The organism is Acinetobacter sp. AB03 (genome assembly GCF_058107045.1).
The window spans coordinates 3,138,705-3,159,531 of record NZ_JBUEBA010000002.1 but is presented as its reverse complement, the minus strand read 5'-3'; the positions used below and the strand labels follow the sequence as shown (position 1 = coordinate 3,159,531).

Annotated in this window: 21 protein-coding genes; 4 read left to right on the top strand and 17 right to left on the bottom strand. The window is 43.9% G+C overall.

Annotation, left to right across the window (positions count from 1 at the left end; all coding sequences use genetic code 11):
- Window positions 1-6: 6 nt before the first annotated feature.
- The 12 genes from ssuC to ubiG form a co-directional block, all read right to left on the bottom strand.
- On the bottom strand, window positions 7-822 hold the full coding sequence (gene ssuC / locus ACY3FQ_RS15875) for an aliphatic sulfonate ABC transporter permease SsuC (RefSeq protein WP_125274551.1): 816 nt from the start codon (window positions 820-822) through the stop codon (window positions 7-9).
- Window positions 822-1,997: an FMNH2-dependent alkanesulfonate monooxygenase gene (gene ssuD / locus ACY3FQ_RS15870; protein WP_004684176.1), complete on the bottom strand. Its 1,176-nt coding sequence runs from the start codon at window positions 1,995-1,997 to the stop codon at window positions 822-824. Before ssuD ends, ssuC begins: the two co-directional genes overlap by 1 nt.
- A gap of 26 nt (window positions 1,998-2,023) precedes the next feature.
- Window positions 2,024-3,019 (bottom strand): aliphatic sulfonate ABC transporter substrate-binding protein, encoded by a 996-nt coding sequence (locus ACY3FQ_RS15865; protein WP_489774339.1) that lies wholly within the window; start codon window positions 3,017-3,019, stop codon window positions 2,024-2,026.
- Between the two features lie 10 nt (window positions 3,020-3,029).
- Window positions 3,030-3,995, bottom strand: coding sequence for a sulfonate ABC transporter substrate-binding protein (locus ACY3FQ_RS15860; protein ID WP_489774338.1), 966 nt, complete (start codon window positions 3,993-3,995; stop codon window positions 3,030-3,032).
- A gap of 331 nt (window positions 3,996-4,326) precedes the next feature.
- Window positions 4,327-5,679, bottom strand: a complete 1,353-nt coding sequence (argA, locus tag ACY3FQ_RS15855) for an amino-acid N-acetyltransferase (RefSeq protein ID WP_489774337.1) — start codon at window positions 5,677-5,679, stop codon at window positions 4,327-4,329.
- A 124-nt stretch (window positions 5,680-5,803) separates the two neighbouring features.
- Complete coding sequence (locus ACY3FQ_RS15850; protein ID WP_489774336.1) at window positions 5,804-6,160, bottom strand: RcnB family protein; 357 nt, start codon at window positions 6,158-6,160, stop codon at window positions 5,804-5,806.
- Between the two features lie 295 nt (window positions 6,161-6,455).
- Window positions 6,456-6,839 carry an RcnB family protein gene (locus ACY3FQ_RS15845; protein ID WP_004983820.1) on the bottom strand — a complete coding sequence of 128 codons (384 nt, stop codon included), beginning with the start codon at window positions 6,837-6,839 and terminating at the stop codon, window positions 6,456-6,458.
- A 371-nt stretch (window positions 6,840-7,210) separates the two neighbouring features.
- The gene (locus tag ACY3FQ_RS15840; RefSeq protein WP_270428587.1) at window positions 7,211-8,653 is read right to left on the bottom strand and encodes a capsule assembly Wzi family protein; all 1,443 of its coding nucleotides are present in this window, start codon (window positions 8,651-8,653) and stop codon (window positions 7,211-7,213) included.
- 171 nt (window positions 8,654-8,824) lie between these two features.
- Window positions 8,825-9,244 carry a hypothetical protein gene (locus ACY3FQ_RS15835; protein WP_489774438.1) on the bottom strand — a complete coding sequence of 140 codons (420 nt, stop codon included), beginning with the start codon at window positions 9,242-9,244 and terminating at the stop codon, window positions 8,825-8,827.
- Between the two features lie 153 nt (window positions 9,245-9,397).
- Window positions 9,398-10,144 (bottom strand): YciK family oxidoreductase, encoded by a 747-nt coding sequence (locus ACY3FQ_RS15830; RefSeq protein ID WP_489774335.1) that lies wholly within the window; start codon window positions 10,142-10,144, stop codon window positions 9,398-9,400.
- Between the two features lie 36 nt (window positions 10,145-10,180).
- Entirely contained in the window at window positions 10,181-10,876 is a 696-nt protein-coding gene (locus tag ACY3FQ_RS15825) for an HAD family hydrolase (RefSeq protein WP_279740830.1), read from the bottom strand.
- Window positions 10,873-11,589 carry a bifunctional 2-polyprenyl-6-hydroxyphenol methylase/3-demethylubiquinol 3-O-methyltransferase UbiG gene (gene ubiG, locus ACY3FQ_RS15820; protein ID WP_489774334.1) on the bottom strand — a complete coding sequence of 239 codons (717 nt, stop codon included), beginning with the start codon at window positions 11,587-11,589 and terminating at the stop codon, window positions 10,873-10,875. The genes ACY3FQ_RS15825 and ubiG overlap by 4 nt, the downstream gene beginning before the upstream one ends.
- A gap of 180 nt (window positions 11,590-11,769) precedes the next feature.
- Between ubiG and ACY3FQ_RS15815 the strand changes: the two genes are divergently transcribed.
- Window positions 11,770-12,387, top strand: coding sequence for a thiol:disulfide interchange protein DsbA/DsbL (locus ACY3FQ_RS15815; RefSeq protein ID WP_004684194.1), 618 nt, complete (start codon window positions 11,770-11,772; stop codon window positions 12,385-12,387).
- Between the two features lie 72 nt (window positions 12,388-12,459).
- On the opposite strand, the gene ACY3FQ_RS15810 is transcribed toward ACY3FQ_RS15815, so the two are convergent.
- Together ACY3FQ_RS15810 and ACY3FQ_RS15805 are read right to left on the bottom strand one after the other, a co-directional pair.
- The gene (locus ACY3FQ_RS15810) at window positions 12,460-14,094 is read right to left on the bottom strand and encodes an O-antigen ligase family protein (protein WP_489774332.1); all 1,635 of its coding nucleotides are present in this window, start codon (window positions 14,092-14,094) and stop codon (window positions 12,460-12,462) included.
- Window positions 14,095-14,202: 108 nt separating this feature from the next.
- Window positions 14,203-14,880: a TetR family transcriptional regulator gene (locus ACY3FQ_RS15805; protein ID WP_078426667.1), complete on the bottom strand. Its 678-nt coding sequence runs from the start codon at window positions 14,878-14,880 to the stop codon at window positions 14,203-14,205.
- 161 nt (window positions 14,881-15,041) lie between these two features.
- Here ACY3FQ_RS15805 and rph point away from each other — a divergent pair, with 161 nt between their 5' ends.
- A complete protein-coding gene (rph, locus tag ACY3FQ_RS15800; RefSeq protein ID WP_004684198.1) occupies window positions 15,042-15,758 on the top strand; it encodes a ribonuclease PH in 717 nt (238 codons plus the stop codon).
- 73 nt (window positions 15,759-15,831) lie between these two features.
- Here rph and nadC read toward each other — a convergent pair whose 3' ends face one another.
- Window positions 15,832-16,677: a carboxylating nicotinate-nucleotide diphosphorylase gene (gene nadC, locus ACY3FQ_RS15795; RefSeq protein WP_489774330.1), complete on the bottom strand. Its 846-nt coding sequence runs from the start codon at window positions 16,675-16,677 to the stop codon at window positions 15,832-15,834.
- Between the two features lie 184 nt (window positions 16,678-16,861).
- Between nadC and ampD the strand changes: the two genes are divergently transcribed.
- Entirely contained in the window at window positions 16,862-17,434 is a 573-nt protein-coding gene (ampD, locus tag ACY3FQ_RS15790; RefSeq protein WP_489774329.1) for a 1,6-anhydro-N-acetylmuramyl-L-alanine amidase AmpD, read from the top strand.
- A gap of 77 nt (window positions 17,435-17,511) precedes the next feature.
- Complete coding sequence (gene murJ, locus ACY3FQ_RS15785; protein ID WP_191225548.1) at window positions 17,512-19,068, top strand: murein biosynthesis integral membrane protein MurJ; 1,557 nt, start codon at window positions 17,512-17,514, stop codon at window positions 19,066-19,068.
- A gap of 151 nt (window positions 19,069-19,219) precedes the next feature.
- Here the strand turns inward: murJ and bamJ (ACY3FQ_RS15780) are convergent, their stop codons facing one another.
- Together bamJ (ACY3FQ_RS15780) and bamJ (ACY3FQ_RS15775) are read right to left on the bottom strand one after the other, a co-directional pair.
- Window positions 19,220-19,912 (bottom strand): BamJ family beta-barrel-assembly machinery protein, encoded by a 693-nt coding sequence (gene bamJ / locus ACY3FQ_RS15780; protein WP_489774328.1) that lies wholly within the window; start codon window positions 19,910-19,912, stop codon window positions 19,220-19,222.
- 54 nt (window positions 19,913-19,966) lie between these two features.
- Window positions 19,967-20,671: a BamJ family beta-barrel-assembly machinery protein gene (gene bamJ, locus ACY3FQ_RS15775; RefSeq protein WP_058952446.1), complete on the bottom strand. Its 705-nt coding sequence runs from the start codon at window positions 20,669-20,671 to the stop codon at window positions 19,967-19,969.
- Between the last annotated feature and the right edge of the window lie 156 nt (window positions 20,672-20,827).

The following is a 20,827-nucleotide window of genomic DNA, read 5'->3' as shown; positions in this document are numbered from 1 at the left end:
GACTCCTTATTTTTGGTATCCTGCATGCCAGCGCAGCAGGTATTTTTCTAATGTGACGGCCAGTACATCAGCCAATTTTCCAAGTAGGGCATACAGTAAAATCCCCACCAAAACGATGTCGGTCTGTAAAAATTCACGTGCATTCATGGTCATATAACCGATGCCCGCTTGGGCTGAAATGGTTTCGGCAACGATCAGCAGGACCCATACCAAACCCAGTGAAAAGCGTAGTCCGACTAAAATAGAGGGCATCGCACCCGGTAAAATAATTTCTTTATACAGTTGCCAACGGGTCAAACCATAGCTTCTCCCCATTTCAATCAGTTGTGGATCTACCGAACGTATGCCGTGATAGGTGTTGATGTAAATGGGAAAAAAGACCCCGACCGCAACCAAAAACAGCTTGGCGGTTTCATCAATCCCGAACCATAAGATCACTAACGGAATAAGTGCCAGTGCAGGAATATTTCGGATCATCTGTAGAGTGGTGTCGAGCAGAGTTGACGCCATTTTCGATGAACCATTTAACAAACCCAGAAAGAGCCCTAAACCCCCACCCACCAATAGGCCGAGTAAGGCACGGCCTGCACTGACTTGCACATGCTTCCAAAGTTCTCCACTCAGCAGCAAGTTCCAGAAGGCAGTAATCACCGCCGTTGGTGCAGGTAAAATCCGACTTTCTAAAAGTCCCGTGCTGGAGGCCATTTGCCAAAGCACAATCAAGCCGATAGGAAAGAGCCAAGGCAGCAATAGCTGCCCCAACTGAGTTCCACGTGAAACCTTTTCCTGCTGGAGGGTTTGCACTGAAACGATTTTGGACATTAGGCAGGCTCCTGAATCACTTTGGTTTTTTTGTTTTCATCGGGTGTGTAGTTGTTTGCCACAATCTCACCAAAGGGGCCTGTTAAATTTGGTTGTGCTAACTTTGTTTGAGTTTCAAGCGGCAGGAGTGGGAACACCAACTCGGCAAAACGAATCGACTCTTCAAGATGTGGATAGCCTGAAAAAATAAAGGTGCTGATGCCCAAGTCGGCATATTCTTGAATACGGGCTGCAACCGTTTCAGGGTCGCCGACCAATGCCGTACCTGCACCCCCACGAACCAGACCTACGCCAGCCCAAAGATTTGGGGACACTTCAAGTTTGCTGCGGTCACCATTGTGTAGTTCAGCCATGCGACGTTGACCGACCGAGTCCATGCTCTTAAATTTGGCTTGTGCCGCAACAATGGTGGCATCATCGACATATTGAATGAGCTCTTCTGCCGCTTGCCATGCTTGTTCATTGGTTTCACGTACAATCACATGCAGACGTATGCCATAGTTGAGCGTACGGCCTTTGGCTTCGGCTTTGGCACGGACAGTGTCAATTTTGTCTTTAACAGCAGCAGGGGGTTCGCCCCATGTGAGATAAGTATCGACCTGATCCGTCGCTAATTCGATAGCATCATCCGATGAGCCGCCAAACCAAAGTGGAGGGTAGGGGTGTTGCACAGGTGGATATAGCAGTTTGGCATCATCTACGTTTAGACGTTCGCCGTGAAAGGTAAAGCTTTCACCTGTATGGGAGCGGGTTAAAATCTCACGCCAAATTTTGACGTATTCATTGGCAGTTTTATAGCGAGTGGAGTGGTCTTCATAAACACCATCGCCTTGCAGTTCTTTTTCATCGCCACCGGTCACCAAGTTCAATAAAACCCGACCATTGGAGAGACGGTCAAAGGTGGCTGCCATCCGTGCAGCCAGTGCCGGAGTGGTCACGCCTGGACGCAGTGCAACTAGGAATTTTAATTTTTTCGTGGCATCAATCAGGCTGGCTGCGGTCAACCATGGGTCTTCACATGAACGACCTGTTGGAATCAAAACACCTTCATAACCCAAATTATCCACGGCAACTGCAATCTGTTTCATATAGGCATGGTCCACTTGACGCGCACCTTTGCTGGTACCTAAGTAGCGACTGTCACCGTGAGTTGGGATAAACCAGAAAATTTTCATTTTAAAAAATCCTTAGATAGAGTCGTTTAAGGTTTGCTCGGTGCAACCCAAACGGTACTTTGAACTTGAATGTGTTTCGGAATGAGCTGGACTTGTTGGAACAAATCTGCAATTTGTTGTTGGGCTTGCACCACTTTAGGCGTCAGGGTTTGAATCGGTGAAGGCTTCAGACGTTTGTCGATGACGCGTTGGGCAATAGAGGGCTGTAAACCCGTACTTTGGGTATAGACCGAAAGTGCTTGTGCTTGGTTTTTTAGCACCCATTGATCGGCCTGATTCAGCCCGTGAATGAACTGAGCGGTGGCCTCAGGATAAGTCTGAATGAACTTGGGGTTGCCAATATAAAAAGAATAGGTTTGCGGAAATGCTGTGCCATCAATCAAGACTTTGGCATGTGCATCCTGCTCTGCTGCACTGAGGTAGGGTTCCCAAATGGCCCATGCATCTATGGATTGTTTATCAAACGCGGCACGCGCATCCGCAGGGGGCAGCCAAATTGGTTGAATATCCTGCCAACTGAGTCCTGCTTTTTGTAAGACTTTCGCCAACAACTCATGCGCGCTTGAGCCACGCTGAACGGCAATGCGTTTGCCTTTTAGGTCTTGAATTGAATCAATGGAACTATTTTTAGCAATCAACAGCGCTTGAGCATTGGCTGGAACTTGTTCATAACCGACATAACTGAGCTCTTTGTCAGCAGCTTGGGCAAAGATCGGTGGGGTATTGCCCACTGAGCCAAAATCAACTGCACCAACGGCCAAGGCTTCTAGCATTTGTGGGCCAGCGGGGAACTCTTTCCATTCAATTTTGGCTTGAGGGAATTGCTGCTCAAATAATTTTTGCTCACGTGCAACCAACAGGTTCAAAGACGACTTTTGATAGCCAATCGACAGGGTTTTAACTGGAGCTGCTGCCTGCTTTTCAGAAGTATTTGTTACTGCCGTGTCTTGCTTTTGGCATGCCCCGAGTCCAAGACTCAAGGTGACGATGCCAATACTGGAAACTGTTTTAAGTGTTTTCATGATGATCTCGTTATTTTTGTTTAATAATGGCTGCGTCAATATTCAGCTTGTTCGGAATGAGTTTTTGTTGATAGAAAGCATCCGCAACGTACTGCTGTTTTTTTGCGACTTCGGCTGAAATGGGTTGAACGCCAAAGCCCATACGACCAATCGAGCTTTGTAAAATGTCTAAAGACAAGCCTGTCGGTTTTTCTAACAATTGGGCTGCTTGTTGTTGATTTTGTTCGACCCACTGTGTGGTGGTGTTGAGTTCATTCACGACCGTTTTTAAAACTTCTGGATGTGCTTCGGCAAACTTACGATCGGCCAAATAGAACTGATGATTACTGACTAAGTTTTCTCCGGTAGCAATCACACGTGCTGAGATTTGGTGTTCAGCGGCAGCAAAGAAGGGATCCCAAATGACCCATGCATCAACTGCACCACGTTCAAATGCGGCACGTGCATCCGATGGTGGAAGATACACCGCTTCAATATCAGAAAGTTTCAGGTTATTCGCTTCTAACACTTTGAGTAGCAGGTAATGCACATTTGAACCTTTGTTGAGTGCAATCCGTTTGCCTTTTAAATCTTGGATGCTTTGAATCTTTGAGTCTTTTTGTACGATCAGTGCTTCTGCTTTAGGTGCAGCAGGTTGGTTGGCAATGTAAACCAAGTTCGAATTTGCAGCTTGTGCGAAAATCGGAGGCGCTTCACCCGCTTCACCAAAGACCACACTGCCGACATTTAAGCCTTCGAGGAGCTGTGGACCTGCAGGAAACTCGACCCATTTGACTTGGACATTTTGTGCTTTAAGCGCCGTTTCTAAAGCGCCACGCTCTTTGACTATGGGCAAAATGCCATATTTTTGAAAGCCAATATTGAGTGTGACGGTCTCAGCTTCTTTTTTCCCACATCCAGATAACATCATGGCACCCACGACTGCTGCAGAAAGAACGCTTGTTTTGATCCAGAACTGTGCTCGAGAAGTGCTCATGTGTTTCATAACTCCAAATAAATAAGGTGAGTGAGTTGGTGAACACATACGCTAATGGGCATTTCTTTTCAGAAAAAATAAGAAATCGGGCTTTAGACATGAAAAAAAAAGATAAAAACAAAAGTGCAAAACTTATGTAAAAAACAGCAATATAAAAAACATAAAATATAAAATTTATTGAGATTAACTGATTGATATTTATTATTTAAAAGGTATTTTTATTTTTGGAATAAGCTTAGTCTTTCACGCAATATAGATTTGAGCGATTTTTGCGGTGTTTTCTCGATAAGGATATGAGAAATAAAGATATTCATAATTTTGCAAAAGCCACTTAAAGTGGCTTTTTAAAGACCAGTGAGTTGCGCTGATAGTTGTATAAGGCTTGGCGTGCATTGGGAAGTTCATCGACATTGGCCGTTTCAAAGCCATGTTCTAAGAACCAATGTGCAGTACGTGTGGTCAGTACAAACAACTGTTGAATGCCCATACTGCGGGCTTTGCTTTCGAGATAATGCAAAATTTGGCTGCCGCGATTAGATTTGCGATAGCCAGGATCGACTGCGACACAGGCAATTTCGGCACTGCGGATTTCACCCTCTGCCGCTGGCAGTGGATAGAGCGCAGCACAGGCCAAGATCATGCCATCACGTTCAATTACCGCAAATTGACCAATTTCGTTTTCAAGACGTTCACGTGAGCGATAAACCAAAATGCCTTCTTCTTCAAGTGGGCGTAATAGGTTAATCAGTCCGCCGACATCTTTAATGTTGGCCATACGGACTTCTTCATAATGGGCATCGGTAATCATGGTGCCGGAACCATCACGCGTGAAGAGCTCCTCAACCAAGGCACCATCATAAGCATAGGAAATCAGATGGACACGATGGACGCCATCCGTCGAGGCTTTTTTGGCACCGCGTAAATGCACGGCAATGTCTGGATTCGAATCTTGGTATTTCTCAATTTGTGCATCGAGCTTGTGTGGCGAAATTTCGCGTTGCAACTGACCATGTTCATTGAGCAGACCATGTTGTTTGCCCAAGAAAATCAGTTTATCCGCTTTAAGATGAATCGCTGTGCGGGTCGCCACTTCTTCAGCCAGCAGATTGAATACTTCGCCTGTGGTGGAATAGCCAGTTGGCCCGAGCAGCACAATATTGTGATTATCCAAATGGCGTTGAATGGCATCGGTATCGACCGTACGAACTTCGCCGGTTAACTGAAAATCGACCCCATCGCGAATGCCATAGGGCTTGGCTGTAACAAAATTCCCTGAAACTACATCAATGCGTGCACCATACATCGGTGAGTTGGCCAACCCCATCGACAGTAAGGCTTCAATTTGCAAACGAATTGAGCCTACCGCGTTCATCACGCAACTTAGGGATTCTCGCGTGGTCACGCGGCGATGTTGATGAAATGGCGTTTGTAGTTGGCTTTGTTTTAAGTTGTGGTTGATTTGCGGACGCGCGCCATGCACCAAGATCAGGCGAATCCCGAGTGAATGCAGCAGGGCAATGTCGTGAATAATATGTTGAAAGTTATCATGCTGAACGGCTTCACCATCGAACATAATCACAAAGGTTTTATTGCGGTGAGCATTGATATAAGGCGCAGAATGTCGAAACCAATGCACATACTGCAAAGTTGTACTGTGATGTGTTTCGATGGAATTTGCGTGCATGCCTGTCTCAAAATGAACTGCTTAGCATGATTTTAATCAAAAAATGCAGAAGAGGAAGTCTTAAATAGAAAAACACCTGAAGCAATGTTCAGGTGTTCAATCGGTTTTGCGACACCAGCCAGAATTAACCGATAATACGTAGGATACGGTTATTGCGTTCATTGACTAAAACATAGTCACCATTGACCTTGTACCACTGTTGGTAGCGCCCAGTGTTGGGTAGGCGACGTGCTTCTCGGTCACTGACATGGTAACGCGATGAGTCATAGCCTCGTGGCAAAGTTTGACCTGAGCGCCAGTCACGGCTTGGGTTAACACGTTTGTTTTGGTAGCGGTTGTCATTGTCCCAGCGTCGGTCATCGCGATGATCCCAACCGGAGTCATGATCATGCGAGCGGTCATAGTACTGTGGTGCTGCCATTGCAGATGTAGCCATGAGCGCGCTTAAAGAGAGTGTGATTGCAGTCAGAATTTTTTTCATTGCTTTCATCCAGTATTTGTCTTGTTTCGATCATTCAAAATTAGCGAATAACTCTAGAGAAAGCGTGAGGGCTATTTAGGTGAATTGTGAAATGTATGAAGAGACTGAGGAGATTGTTGTTTTTCTGCAATGCTTGTGATCCCAGGCTTTGGCACATAAAAAAACCTGAAACAACGCCTTCCATGCTGTGCCTGACTGTGGTCTCTTGAGAGGAGTATAGTCGCGCTAAAGCGAGTGAAAGGGTGTTGATTCAGGTTTCAATAATGTCGCTGCGTTATACAAGATGAAGCGCAGATTAAAGCCCCATAATGCGCAGAATATTGTTGCTGTCTGCGTCGACTAAGATGTAGTCATTGTTGATTTTGTACCACTGCTGGTTTCGGTTTGGCTTTGGAAGATTATGGTCTTTATATTCGACTTTATAGCCGTTACCACGATAATGCTGTGGCATGACATAACCTTGTTGCCATTTATGCTGTTGTAAACGTTTGACACCGCGCTCTTCGCGCATACGTCGACGATCTTGCTGATCGTCATCATCTGAATCGCGGAAGTCACGTCCGCGTGGCTCATTGCCATAGCGTGGATGATCGTGGTCAAACTGAGGGGCAGCAGTACTGAGACTGCTTGCCATCAAAGCACTGAAAGAGATTGCCAATACTGTCAAAATCTTTTTCATGTTGAATCCTCATTAAGGTAATTTCATTCTTTCCTATAATGTACGAAAAAAATGCAGAGAAACTGTGAAGATGAATTGGGTATTTATTAACAAATGCAGAGATATTAAGAAGATTATGCCCAATTTCAAGCCTGAATTAAATCATCAATTGCGCCAAAGTCCAAAGAGATGCTTTTAATTCTTGAATAATAGGTGATGATATATGTGAAGAAAATAACATAGGTAGTGAGTTTTATAAAAACTTTAGATGATAGATCTCTACATTCAAGCTATAAGCTGAGTGTAGAGAGCAGAAAATTATTATTGGATTTGGAAAATTTGCAACTAACAATCACACTTGTAGAGTGTATGAATTTGATTATTAACAAATATTAGTAATGAAAAATACGTTTATCCAAAGGTATTTCGATACCAATCGATGCACCAGCATCATTACCATGTAAATCAGAATCACTGAACCAACCATTAATTTTGATTGGTACAAATGGTCTTAAGTAATGTGACCAAGTTAAATCGATAGCTTTAATATCATCTGTTTCAGGAAAGGCTGCATTGGTAATACGGCCAGATTGATTAATCTTTGCAAATAATAATCGACCATTTAGACGGTTCATTGTATCGAATCGAATATCACCACCTACAGAAATCATCTCACCATCACCACCCATAGCATGCCCCAATGGGAAACCATGTTGATAAAAACCGTCTGTATATACGCTATGGTTATATGAAATACCCTGAGCATCACGATTGGTTCGTGTATCAGCCCATTCTGTATAAAGTTGATATGGCATATTTTTAAATGCAGAAGAATAATCTACACCCGCAAGATACATTTTTTTAGACGGCAATAGACCCGCCTCGTCTTCACCTACATATTGGGCGTAAATGCCCATTGGTACTTCAAGCAAAGTTTGTAGGTTTAAACGTGCATCAAAACCTGCGATCTGATTTGATGGATTTTCATCATCACCATAGACATTATCATTGCCGCTGATTGCATCCCACAGTGAATCCCAGCTTTCAGAACGCCCATCACCGCCCCATTGGATACTACGTGATGCACCTAACTCCAAATACGGTAAAGGCTGAGCTGTCAGACGAAAACCAAGCAGTTTCGCATCAGGCACAGCTGAATAGTCATCTAATTGACCTGCAAATGCTTGATATTGCCACGGCCCAATCCATGACAACCATTTTGTTTCAAATGCTGATTGATCTGCACGCTGAGCCGTAACCCCATAGACTGGACGGCTTGCATCGCCACGAATTAAGCTACCATCATGTCCAGGGCCCCAATATGTTGGTATCTGACCTGCAACTACCCATTGATTCCACAATTTTCCTGCAATATATGAACCTTCAACATTTACATCATGGCCATTATCAATTTGAGGGTCTTTTTCTCCATTAACTCTAAGTCGAACATCCCAATTTTCACCACCAGCATTAAATTCCAAACCTGCTTGGTACTGTACTTTTTCTTGATCACCAAAAGCTTGCGGAATTTCTTTTTGATCACTCTCAGCAAATAAACGTGCTTTAAACATCGTGTTCTCACGATCGAGATGAGCTCGCACTGACTCAATAACTTTTTGCTGAGCAGGAGTCGCTACTTTAGCCTGAGACAATGTTCTTTGAATTTCATCACCACTCATTGGCCATGTTGATGTGCTAATTTGAATCACACCCTGCTGATTTAACCAGTTTAAATCCGTTCTTAAATTTTGATCATTTAAAACTAGACCTTGAGCAAAGATACTCGTTGTTGCACCCATTAGCACAGCGATTGCAAGTGTTTTTTTTAGAAACATTCCGTTTTTATTCTCAAGACTTAAAGCTAAGAGTTACCTTATTTTTTTTATATCTTTTTTTCAAGCTTTACTATTTAGTAATGTTGTAAAATTTTAAATTTTCACATAAAACGTTACAATAGTGTTTGGAGCTTCACTGCCAAGCTGAGTTTTCAACTTGGCTGATTCGGCTTAATAGGCGTAGTTGAGGTCAGTATAATCACTCAATGACTTCTGCACATGCGCTTGGATAAATTCACGGACAACTGCTGCGGTCATCGGTTCACCATTTTTACTGATGGCATGCTCAATGTCGGGCTGACCTTCAATTTTGATGCGATAAACAAAGCTTTTCTTGGTTTTGTATTGTTCATCATTCTTGGCAATGACCGTGACGTAATGATAGCTATGTTCAAAGTTCAAGTCGGTATGGGCAAAAACAAACTGGTCGAAAAGTTTCAGTGTAGCACCATTTTCCAGTGCTTGAAGTTCCTCCACAATACTGGCTTCAAACTTCATCCCATATTTTTCTGAAATCGGCTGTTGGTCAATCAACAGGCTAACCATACCATCTTCAGTGGGTTGTACAGTGATGTTGCTCAAGTCTGTCATGGCATATGCTTCAAAAATAGAGATGGACATCAGTATCCGCAAAAATTGAAAAAAGACAACCTCTTCCTGAACTTGAGATCATGTTGCAGCTGACTAAGCTTCAGTTTAACGCATAAAAAAAGGAAGCTGAAGCTTCCTTTTGAGTGAATGATTTTAGTCTTGTGCATCAATACTTTGACCATTCATATGCAAACTGTCATCACCCATCAAGTACAGATAGGCAGGCATGATATTTTCAGGCGTTGGCAATGTTTTTGGATCTTCATCGGGATAGGCTTTTGCACGCATTGCAGTGCGGGTCGCCCCCGGATTGATACAGTTAAAGCGGATATTCGGTGAGGTATTTTCTTTAGCAAACAGTTGGCTGACAGCTTCAATCGCGATCTTAGATACCGAATATGCGCCCCAACGTTCACGCGTTTCACGCCCGACACCTGAGCTGGCAAAAACCACGGAAGCATGCTCAGATTTTTTTAGAAGTGGCATTAGCTCTTGAGTCATAACGAATGGCGCACGCAAGTTGACGGCCATGACATCATCCCAGACATCGACAGGATAATTTTCCAGTTCGGTGCGCTCACCGAAAATGCCCGCATTATGCAAAATGCCATCTAGGCGCCCAAACTGACGCTCTAAGGTGTCGACCAGTAATTCATAATCACGAGGAGAGGCGCTCGACAGCTGCAAGGGTAAAATTGCAGGTTGCGGCGCACCTAAGCCTTCAATTTCATCATAAATGACTTCGAGCTTATTTAAGGTACGTCCATGCAGCACCACAGTTGCGCCGTGTAGGGCATAACTTAATGCAGCAGCACGACCAATACCATCGCCCGCACCTGTAATTAAGATGATGCGATCTTTGAGCAGATCGGGGCGAGGTTGATATTCTGAATATTTCATCATTACCTCCTCGTTATTTTGATTTTTTAATTGTGATCAAGTCAGTGAGTTGGATGGTGTAGTTTGACTCACAAGAGACTGAATAACATCGTCCAATTCAGCCACAGTCTTCACTATACAATCTGCTTGCCACGCTGTTAAGTCATCTTTGTGCGCGAATGGTAAATAACCATAAGCCGCCAAAATGGTATACATTTGTGCGTTACGACCCGCATCGATGTCACGTGGATGATCGCCGACATAGATACAGTCTTCAGGCGCAATCGCGATGTGCTTGGCAGCCAAATACATCGGCTCAGGATCAGGCTTAGTCTGAGAGACATCTTCTGGGCAGACCAAAACTGCACAGCGTTCTGTCAAATCCAACGCATTTAATAATGCTTCACTAAGCCAGCGTGGTTTATTGGTGACAATGCCCCAAGGAACCTCTTGGTTTTCAAGTTTTTCAATAAGCGGATACATGCCCGAAAACAGGTCAGTATCTACTGCAATATCGGCACCGTAGGTATCTAAAAAACGCTGACGATGTGCCAGAAAAATTGGGTCTTCGACGGCAAGTTCTGGATAAACCAATTTCACCATCGCCCGTGCACCTTCAGAGACTTGGCTACGGATCAGGTCTGCGTCGACCACAGCAACGCCTTTTTCACGGCACATGTCTTGAATAATGCGAATAAAGTCGGCGGCAGTGTCGATCAGTGTGCCGTCAAGGTCAAATAAGACGGCTTTCATGCAGCACCTTCTTTGACGGTATAGACCATGTAATTGACATCGACATTCGGCGCTAACCAATAGCGTTTGGTCAATGGATTGTAATGTAAACCCGTCATGTCTTTCAGTTTGAGCCCTGCACCGCGAATATCATGTGCCAGTTCAGAAGGCTTAATGAATTTTTGATAATCGTGGGTGCCTTTGGCTAACATGCGCAGTACATATTCAGCGCCAATAATGGCAAACAGGTAGGCTTTGGGATTGCGGTTAATGGTAGAGAAGAATACATGACCGTCTGGTTTCACCAGTTTATGGCAGGCTTCAATGATTGAGGCTGGATTAGGTACGTGTTCCAACATTTCCATGCAGGTCACAATATCGTATTGTCCCGCTTGTTCTTCTGCGAGCTGCTCCACTGGAATTTGGCGATATTCGATATGCTCAACACCTTCTTGTTCTGCATGTAAACGTGCCACATTCAGGGGGGCTTCGCCCATATCAATGCCGAGCACATCTGCACCACGACGTGCCATACTTTCAGCTAAAATTCCGCCACCACAGCCGACATCAAGAACTTTTTTCCCATTGAGTCCACCTGCATGTTCATCAATCCAGTTTAAGCGTAGTGGGTTGATCATATGTAAAGGGCGGAACTCCGAGTGCTGATCCCACCATATGGCAGCAAATGCTTCAAATTTGGCAATTTCTTGTGGATCAACATTCAGTTGCGACATCGTCGGCACCTCAATTTAAGTCATGATATTTAAAACGTTCAATAGGGCTTAGTGTAGCGTTTATTCTAGAAAAAGCGATAAAAGCCTGAAAAAAGTTCACAGAATGAAAACGAATTTGGCATATTTGATTTATAGTATTTGCATAAACTTATCATAATGATTTTGAGGACAATAAGTTCAATGAAAAAACTCCTTTTGAGTGGATTAGCAACCGCTGTTTTCGCTATTTCTGGTAGCGCATTGGCTGCAAATTTTGTGGCAGGTCAGGACTATATCGTCGTACCAACACCTGTACAGGTGGAAGTGCCAGGAAAAATTGAAGTCCGCGAATTCTTTTGGTATGGCTGTGGTCACTGTTTTAAACTTGAACCCCATATGCAGACTTGGTTGAAAAAACTACCGAAAGATGTACGTTTTGTGCGTACGCCAGCAGCCATGAATCCAGTGTGGGAACAAGCGGCGCGAGCTTATTATGTGTCTGAGGCCTTGGGTGTACGTAAAAAGACCCACTTGACGTTATTCCATGCCATTCATGATCAAAATCAACCGATTCTAGAGCAACCTGCTTTAGCCAAGTTCTATACTCAGTTTGGTATTCCAGAAGCGAAATTTAACAGTACTTATAAATCATTTGCCATTACTTCAAAAATTGCCCAAGCACAAGACTTAGCCAAGCGCTATCAACTCAGTGGCGTTCCTGCGGTGACGGTGAATGGTAAATATATTGTGCAAGGTGAAGATGCTAAAGTGACTCAAGTCGTGGATTACTTGATTGAAAAAGAACGTGCTGCAAAATAAGCTGAATCTGTTTTAAGTCCTTATTCAGTTAAAAAGCCTGCTGATGCAGGCTTTTTTATGGGTTAAGGATGTTTATTGCACGGCTGATGCTGGCTGCAATAAATCCTCATAACGTAGCTCAATTTTTCTTAAGGTTTTTAAGCGCCACAGTTGATGACGGGCTTCGGCTTCATAGCCGTTAAAGGCCAAGAGTTTGGCAAATTTGGTCAAATCATAGGGAATCGGGTAGTTCAGCACCATTTCCTCATAGTCACGAATTTGCTCAGGGCTGACTTTGCTGTATGGATTCAACTGAATCCATTCAATGCGGCGGTTAAACTCCGACAGCAGTAAAATGTGATCTTGATTGGTGAACTTTTCAGGGGTTTGTTCATAACGAGAAGCTTGATTCAGCTTTGGTACCATCAACTCATAGTCACGAATAATCAGTGCGACCAAGACCACACAGACAGTAAATGTGATCGGCATGGCAAAGCTCGGTAAAGTCCACGTTTTCACTTTTTGCTGAGATTGAATAATGCCTAGAATCAATCCGAGTGGTAGCAAGAAATAAGCGTAGAACAACGGAAATTCGAGCATTCCGTGAATCAGTAAAGCGCCGACCATCAGGAGGCCAATCACAGATTCGAGTGATGTCGCATGCTTTTGCAGTTGATAGCCCCAATAGCTGAGATAGGCAAAAAATGGAATCGCAATCACCAATCCATTCCACAACATAAAGTCGATAATAAAGTTGTGCGCACTTTTCACCCAAACGGGGCCTTGGAACTGATCACTGATTAGGGTGTAAGCCACACTGGTTTGATGCCAACCATAGCCAAACCAAGGTCGCTCAGCAATGGCATGGAGCATCTGTTGCCAAATGGCAAGACGCGACATATCGCCCGTTGCACGCGCAACAGCATCCCGGGTTTGGGTCACTTCGACATTAGACAGTTGAGCCAAAAGGTGATTGAGCTGTGGAATAAACGCAGTGAATGCAATGAACAACGCAAACCATGCAAGGGCACTATACCACTTAAGTTGAACCACACCTTTGTACTGTTGATAGAGCAAATACAGAAGTACACAGATACTTGCGACCCATGATGTGCGGGACTGACTCAGGGCTACCGCAAATAACATCAATACAGCACTTGCGCACAGCAGAATCGAGTTAAGTTTTTTCTTTTCAAATAGGTAGAGTGTGCCGAGTAAGGATAGAATCAGAAAGCTCGCCATATTGTTCGGCTGAGCAAAGTTGGCATAAGGACGATCGCCTTTTAAAGTGGTCATGCCGGGAATGTACTGTTCAATATTGAGCCATTGGCAAGCGGCGATGAGCGCTGTTACCAGACCGACCGACCAAAATACAGTACACAGACCACTAAATAATTGCTCACGTTCCAAGGGTTTTTGGCTCAGGTTAAAACCTAAAACCATACTCAGCCAAAATGCAAAGATATATAAGCCACACATCAGTGCTTTGCTGAAAAAGAACAGCTCGCCAAAACCGTACTGAATGAAGGGCACCAGACTCAATAGCAATAGTGGCAGACTCACTTTCGGGAGCAAGAGTTTTTCTTTTAAAAATAAGGCAGAGAGTGCAAATAATGATAAAAATGCAAACAATTCACCTGTATAGGTGACCCAAGGGCGATAATGAATGGGCAATAGCCATGCCAAGGCAATACAGACACTCGCCGCTAAAAAAAGAAAAAAACGCATAGGAGCTACAGATGAAAAAACTGGCTCTATGATAGTGAAAAAGCATCCAAGTTTGAGTAAAGTGCATTAAAAATTTTGTAATACACCAAAATTGCGTCTGCGAACGGCTTAATGCAAAGTCGGATTGGCGTGTTTGGTTTGAGCAGATGGTCGTTGCCAATTGGAGATTCCACGGAACATGAGTTGAATCTGCACGATGGTTTGTAGTTTAAATTCAGCCTGCTGCTGTTGGAGTTTATCGGGAGCCACATCTCGACTCAAACCAATCCAGCGCATGGCCCAGTTAAAAGAGGCATCCATTAAAATATTGGCCAATACTTTGAGGTCTTCGCTGTCATGAATATGTTGCATGCTTTCAATACGGGTTAATTCATGGGCGAAGTCATCGATTAAAAAGGCAATTTCTCGCTCAACGGCTGCACGGATCAAGGCTGACCCACCCCAGCGTTCTCCAATCAAGAAAATCCATTGTTCAGGATGTTGCTCTACAGCATGAAAAAATAGGTCTAGACTATGCTCAATCGTGGCATGTGGACCATAAACATAGCTTTGTCCCAATTGGGTTAACATACTTTTGATGTGGAGCGCAGCTTGGTCGACCAGTTCAAGTCCTAACTCATCCAAATCATTAAAGTGGCGATAAAACGCGGTCGGTACTAAACCCACTTGGCGAGTGACTTCACGGAGACTAATGCGAGCAAAGGAACGTCCAGAGGTGCTGAGTTGTAATGCAGCATTCAGCAAAGCTTGGCGGCTTTGTTGTTTACGTTCTTCCCGAATCGACATAGATGATTGCCTCAGCCTCTTTTAAGCTTCAGTTTAACAAAGAATATGGATGGATAGGGAAGCAGGCGATCAATTACAAATGCAATGCAGTCAGACAAATGCTTTGGGTCTGCTTCTGCTATACTATGCGCCAACCTATTTAGTCAGATGAAGGGCGTATTATGCGTATCGACCAACGAACATTAGATCAATTACGTGATGTCACCATTACTCGTAACTACACACGTTATGCGGAAGGTTCGGTATTGGTTGAGTTTGGTCATACCAAAGTTCTTTGTACGGCAAGTATTGATAACTCAGTACCACGCTTTTTAAAAGGCAAGGGTCAAGGCTGGGTAACCGCTGAATATGGCATGTTGCCACGTTCGACGCATACCCGTAGTGACCGTGAGGCTGCGCGTGGTAAGCAAAGTGGTCGTACTCAAGAAATTCAACGTTTGATTGGCCGTAGTCTACGCGCCATGGTGGATTTAAAAAAACTCGGTGAAAACACCATTACCATCGACTGTGATGTGATTCAGGCAGATGGCGGTACACGTACTGCTGCGATCACCGGTGCTGCCGTGGCTCTCATTGATGCGATGAACACGTTGCTTGAGAAAAAGAAAATTAAGCAAGATCCATTAAAAGGCTTAGTGGCTGCCATTTCAGTCGGTATTTTCCAAGACGAAGTGCTTTTAGACTTGTGCTATGAAGAAGACTCAAACTGCCAAACGGATTTAAACGTGGTCATGACCCAAGCTGGCGAGTTTATTGAAATTCAAGGCACGGCAGAAGATAAACCCTTTACCCGTGTACAGTGCAATGCCATGTTAGAAATGGCGGAAAAGGGCATTCAAGAATTGGTGAAAAAACAGCAGCAAGCACTGGGCTGGTAAGTTTTAACCCAATAAAAAACGCACTTGAGAGTGCGTTTTTTATTGGGTGTGGATTGAATGCGAACTATTAGAATTAAGCATTAAAACGCATAGAAAGGTCGACTGCTTTGACATCTTTGGTCAATACACCCATCGAAATATAATCCACGCCTGTGCTTGCGACTTCACGTAAATTGGCAATGGTGATATTCCCTGACGCTTCCAATTTACAACGCCCTGCAACATGCTTGACCGCATCAATCATTTGTTGCTGGCTAAAGTTATCTAACATCACGATATCGGCTTGGGCTTCCAATGCTTGGTCTAATTCAGCCCAAGTTTCAACTTCGACTTCGACAGGTTTGTCTGGAGCAATATGATGCGCTTTGGCAATGGCTTGAGCAATGCCACCCGCTGCCATGATATGATTTTCTTTGATTAAAAAAGCATCGAATAGACCTAAACGATGATTTTGACCACCGCCGACTGCGACAGCATATTTTTGGGCAATACGCAGACCTGGTAGGGTTTTACGAGTATCCAGCAACTTGGTGTTTAAGCCATCCAGTTGTTTGACATATTCCGCCGTTTTGGTTGCTACAGCAGATAGTGTTTGTACAAAGTTGAGTGCAGGGCGTTCAACCGTAAGTAAGCTGCGTGCTGAACCGGCCAGTTTAAAAATGGTTTCATTGGCACGAACCAGATCGCCATCATTTTTTAGCCACGTGATTTCAACACTTGGATCAAAAGCTGCAATTAATGCATTAACCCAAGGTTGACCTGCAAGAATCATGTCTTCACGGCTAATAATGGTCGCAGTCGCTTGTTCATCTTCAGGCGTCAAAAGCGCCGTAATGTCACCAGCACCGATGTCTTCTTGTAATGCTTGTTGAATATTCAGTTGAATAGATTGTTCAAGCAGTTGCTGCGATATGCTCATCCGATTGTCCGTATCTTTATAGAAGCCATGAAAATTGCGCAATATATTAGCATTTTTCCTGAAAAAGGCGTGAAAATTTCAAAATCAAACGCTGACCAATTTGAGAAATGACGGGGAAAGATTTAGCATGAGAGACATTAAAAAAGATTGCCCAAAGGGCGCAATGGGTTGAGGAATAAAAAATATGCAGGTCATTCCGTCGTTTCAAGTGCAAGCAGGGCAACTGCTGGGAGCAAGACAAATTCCAACGCCTAATTTTAACGCACGTCCTGCTGATACTGAGATTCAACTGATTGTCATCCATAATATCAGCTTGCCTCCCTCCCAGTTTGGCGGCGGCTATATTGAACAATTTTTTCAAAATCAATTGGATTGGTCAGTACATCCATATTTTCAAACTATTCAAGGCATGCAAGTCTCAGCGCATTTACTGATTTTAAGAAGTGGCGAAGTCTTACAATTTGTCAATTTTAACGACCGTGCATGGCATGCAGGACGCTCAAGCTATCTGGCCAAGAAAGAGTGCAATGATTATTCGATTGGCATTGAGCTTGAGGGCAGTGATGACTTGCCTTTTGAAGATGCTCAATATGAAACATTGGTACACGTGACGGCCTGTTTACAACAGGCCTATCCTCAAATTCAACAGCATTTAGCGGGACATTCCGATATTGCGCCAGGACGTAAGACCGATCCAGGCCCATTTTTTGATTGGTTAGACTATCGAAATCGTTTGCAGCAGTTAAAAAGTCAATGAATTGAGAGTCGACAACAACATTAAACAATCAAATATTCGCTGAAGTTTCATTACAATAGCGGCAAATGAAAAACTAGGTGGATACGATGGCGCTGTGGCGGTCAACCGTAATTGTAAGTGCAATGACCATGCTTTCTCGGGTCTTGGGTTTGGTACGAGACATTGTCTTACTGAATGTCTTTGGTGCGGGGAAAGATTTCGATACCTTTGTGGTGGCCTTTCGTATCCCGAACTTCTTCCGTCGGCTATTTGCTGAGGGAGCATTCTCACAGGCGTTTATTCCAGTACTGACCGAATATAAAACTGGGCGTACCCATGCGGAAGTTCAGATTCTGATTAGCCGTGTCTTTGGTTGTTTAATGACGGTTATGACGGCTTTAACCTTCATTGCCATGGTTGCAGCTCCAGCGGTGCTATATATATACGCACCAGGTTTCCATGCCGATCCAGAGAAGTTCGACCTCGCGGTTTCAATGTTCCGCCTCACCATTCCTTATTTATTGTTTATGTCGTTGACGGCATTTGCCAGCAGTATTTTAAATAGTTATGGTTCCTTTGCTTCGCCCGCCTTTTCACCAGTATTGCTGAATGTTGCGATGATTGCGGGGGCATGGTGGCTGACGCCGTATATGGCAGAACCGATTATGGCACTCGGTTGGGCGGTGATTGCTGCGGGTGTATTGCAACTGGCGATCCAAATTCCTGAACTTTGGCATAAAAAGTTACTGATTCCGCCGAAAGTTGATTTTAAACATGAAGGGGTGGATCGCATCATGAAATTGATGCTGCCTGCGCTATTTGGTGTTTCTGTCACGCAAATCAACTTACTCCTGAACACCATTTGGGCTTCGTTTATGCAAGACGGTTCAGTGTCATGGTTGTACAGTGCGGAACGTATGACTGAATTACCTTTGGGCTTGATTGGGGTAGCGATTGGTACGGTGATTTTACCCGCATTGTCGACCCGTCATGCAGAGCAAGATATGTCGAAGTTTCGTGGCATGATGGATTGGGCTGCGAAGGTCATTGTTTTGGTGGGGGTACCGGCTAGTATCGCGTTGTTTATGTTATCGACCCCCATTATTCAGGCCCTGTTCCAACGTGGTCAATTCACCATTGAAGATACGCAAATGACGGCTTTGGCTCTGCAATGTATGAGTGCTGGGGTGATTTCATTTATGTTGATTAAAGTCTTTGCACCCGGATTTTATGCGCAGCAAGACACCAAAACACCAGTCCGTGTCGGTTTAATGGCCGTTGCCGCAAATGCGATTTTAAACGTGGTGTTTATTGGCTTCTTTAAATTGATTGACTGGCAGGCAGAGCATATGGCTTTAGCTTTAGCTTCTTCGGGCTCTGCTCTGGTGAATGCGGGGATGTTGTATTTCTATCTACATAAGCGCGATATTTTCCGTTTTGGCGCACACTGGAAAAAACTGTTTATCCAGTTTGGTATTTCTAACGCCGTGATGATTGTAGCTTTGTGGTATGCATTGACTTGGTATAATGGTGACGTGTCACAGTGGATTCGCGTTGCCGAAGTGATCGGGCTGTGCGTGGTCGGCGTTGTGGCTTATGCGGTTGGTTTGCTCTTTACCGGGTTTAGACCACGTCACCTCAAACATGAGGCATAAAACAAAGCAGTACTTTATTTTATATTGCAAGCAAAGCGCGTAGCTTAACAAAGCATGGCTTGATTGAAGAATATATTGAAATTAATAAAAAGCCTGATCACGAAGATCAGGCTTTTTATTTTGTATATAGCATTACCTTTGCATTGCTACCTTATTTTGGCAACACTTCAATCAGTTCCACATCAAAAATCAAGGTGCTATTCGGTTCAATCACATCGCCTGAACCAATTTGGCCATAGCCCAGTTTAGCGGGAATAAAGAAGCGATATTTTGCGCCTTCTTTCATTAGCTGTAAGCCTTCAGTCCAACCTTGAATCACTTGGCTGACTTGAAACTCCGCAGACTGTTGACGTGCAATCGAGCTGTCAAAAACGGTCTGATCAATCAAACGCCCTTCATAATGGACTTTGACTTTACTGTTGGCCTTAGGTGACTTGCCTTGGCCTTGTTGTAAAACCATATATTGCAGGCCTGAAGCCGTGGTTTTTACCTCGGGTTTTTTCGCATTTTCAGCTAAAAAGGCTGCACCAATTTTGGCATTTTTATCAGCCAGTTGCTTAACTTCTAATAACTGTTTTGCCTCGGCTTGGCGTTTATATTGGGTGAGTACATGCGCCATTTCTTCATCGCTTAATGACGCAGCTTGGCCTTTAGATGCTTCACGTAACCCTTGCACAAAAGCATCGAGATCTAAATCTTGAATTGACTCGGCATTGCTCCGACCCATGAGGTAGCCAAAGCTATAACCGACTTGTTGGTTGATGCTGCTTTTATTATTAATCGGTGCAGCAAAAACAGGTGTAGAAAGTAACAAGCCACAGAGTAATGTTGTTTGAATTTTCATATCGTATTCTCAATAAAAAGAGGAGAGCAAAAGCTCTCCTTTGATTGACTTGTCTTATTTTACTTTGATCAGTTCAACATCAAAAATAAGCGTGCTGTTGGCTGGGATCATGCCGGGTACACCTTGTGGACCATAGCCTAAATTAGAAGGGATGTATAGCGTCGCTTTCCCACCTTCTTTCATGAGTTGTAGACCTTCAGTCCAACCTGGAATTACTTGATTTAATGGGAACTCAATTGGCTCGCCACGTTCAAGTGAACTATCAAAGACTTTACCATCGACCAGTTGGCCTTTGTAATGCACGGTCACGACAGAGCTGGCAGTGGGTTGCTTGCCTGTGCCTTCTTGCGTAATTTTGTACTGTAAGCCTGACGCTGTGGTTTTCACCCCAGGTTTTTTCGCATTTTCAGTTAAGAAGCTGTCACTGGTTGTTTGTGCTTGCTTCGCATCATTGGCCTGTTTTTGCTGCATTTCTTGTTGGAACTGCTCATAAGCTTGTTTTAATTCTTCTTCGCTATAGGCGGGTTGGCTACGGGCATGACCGGCACGGACACCGGTTACAAAACTGTTAATATCGAGTTCTGGTGGAGTTTGATGAGCAACCTCATAACCCAATGCATAGCTAATTTTTTCTACGGCAGATGCATTTTTTGAAACTTGGGCTTCGGCTGAAGCTGGGTGTTGAGATGCATAATAAACGGGAACAAGTGCAGCACCGCCTAGAATAACAGCTACAGCAATGGGTAAGGCTTTACTCATGTGAAATTTTTCCTAATTCTATTACATTCAAAAAGTTTTTTAGCATCTTAGCAGACTTCATGAATGACGTGTTTTGTACCACTAGTACATTTTCAAATTAATATATGCCGAAGTCCTTAAAAAAACTATAAGGATTTGAATATATAAACGTTTGTC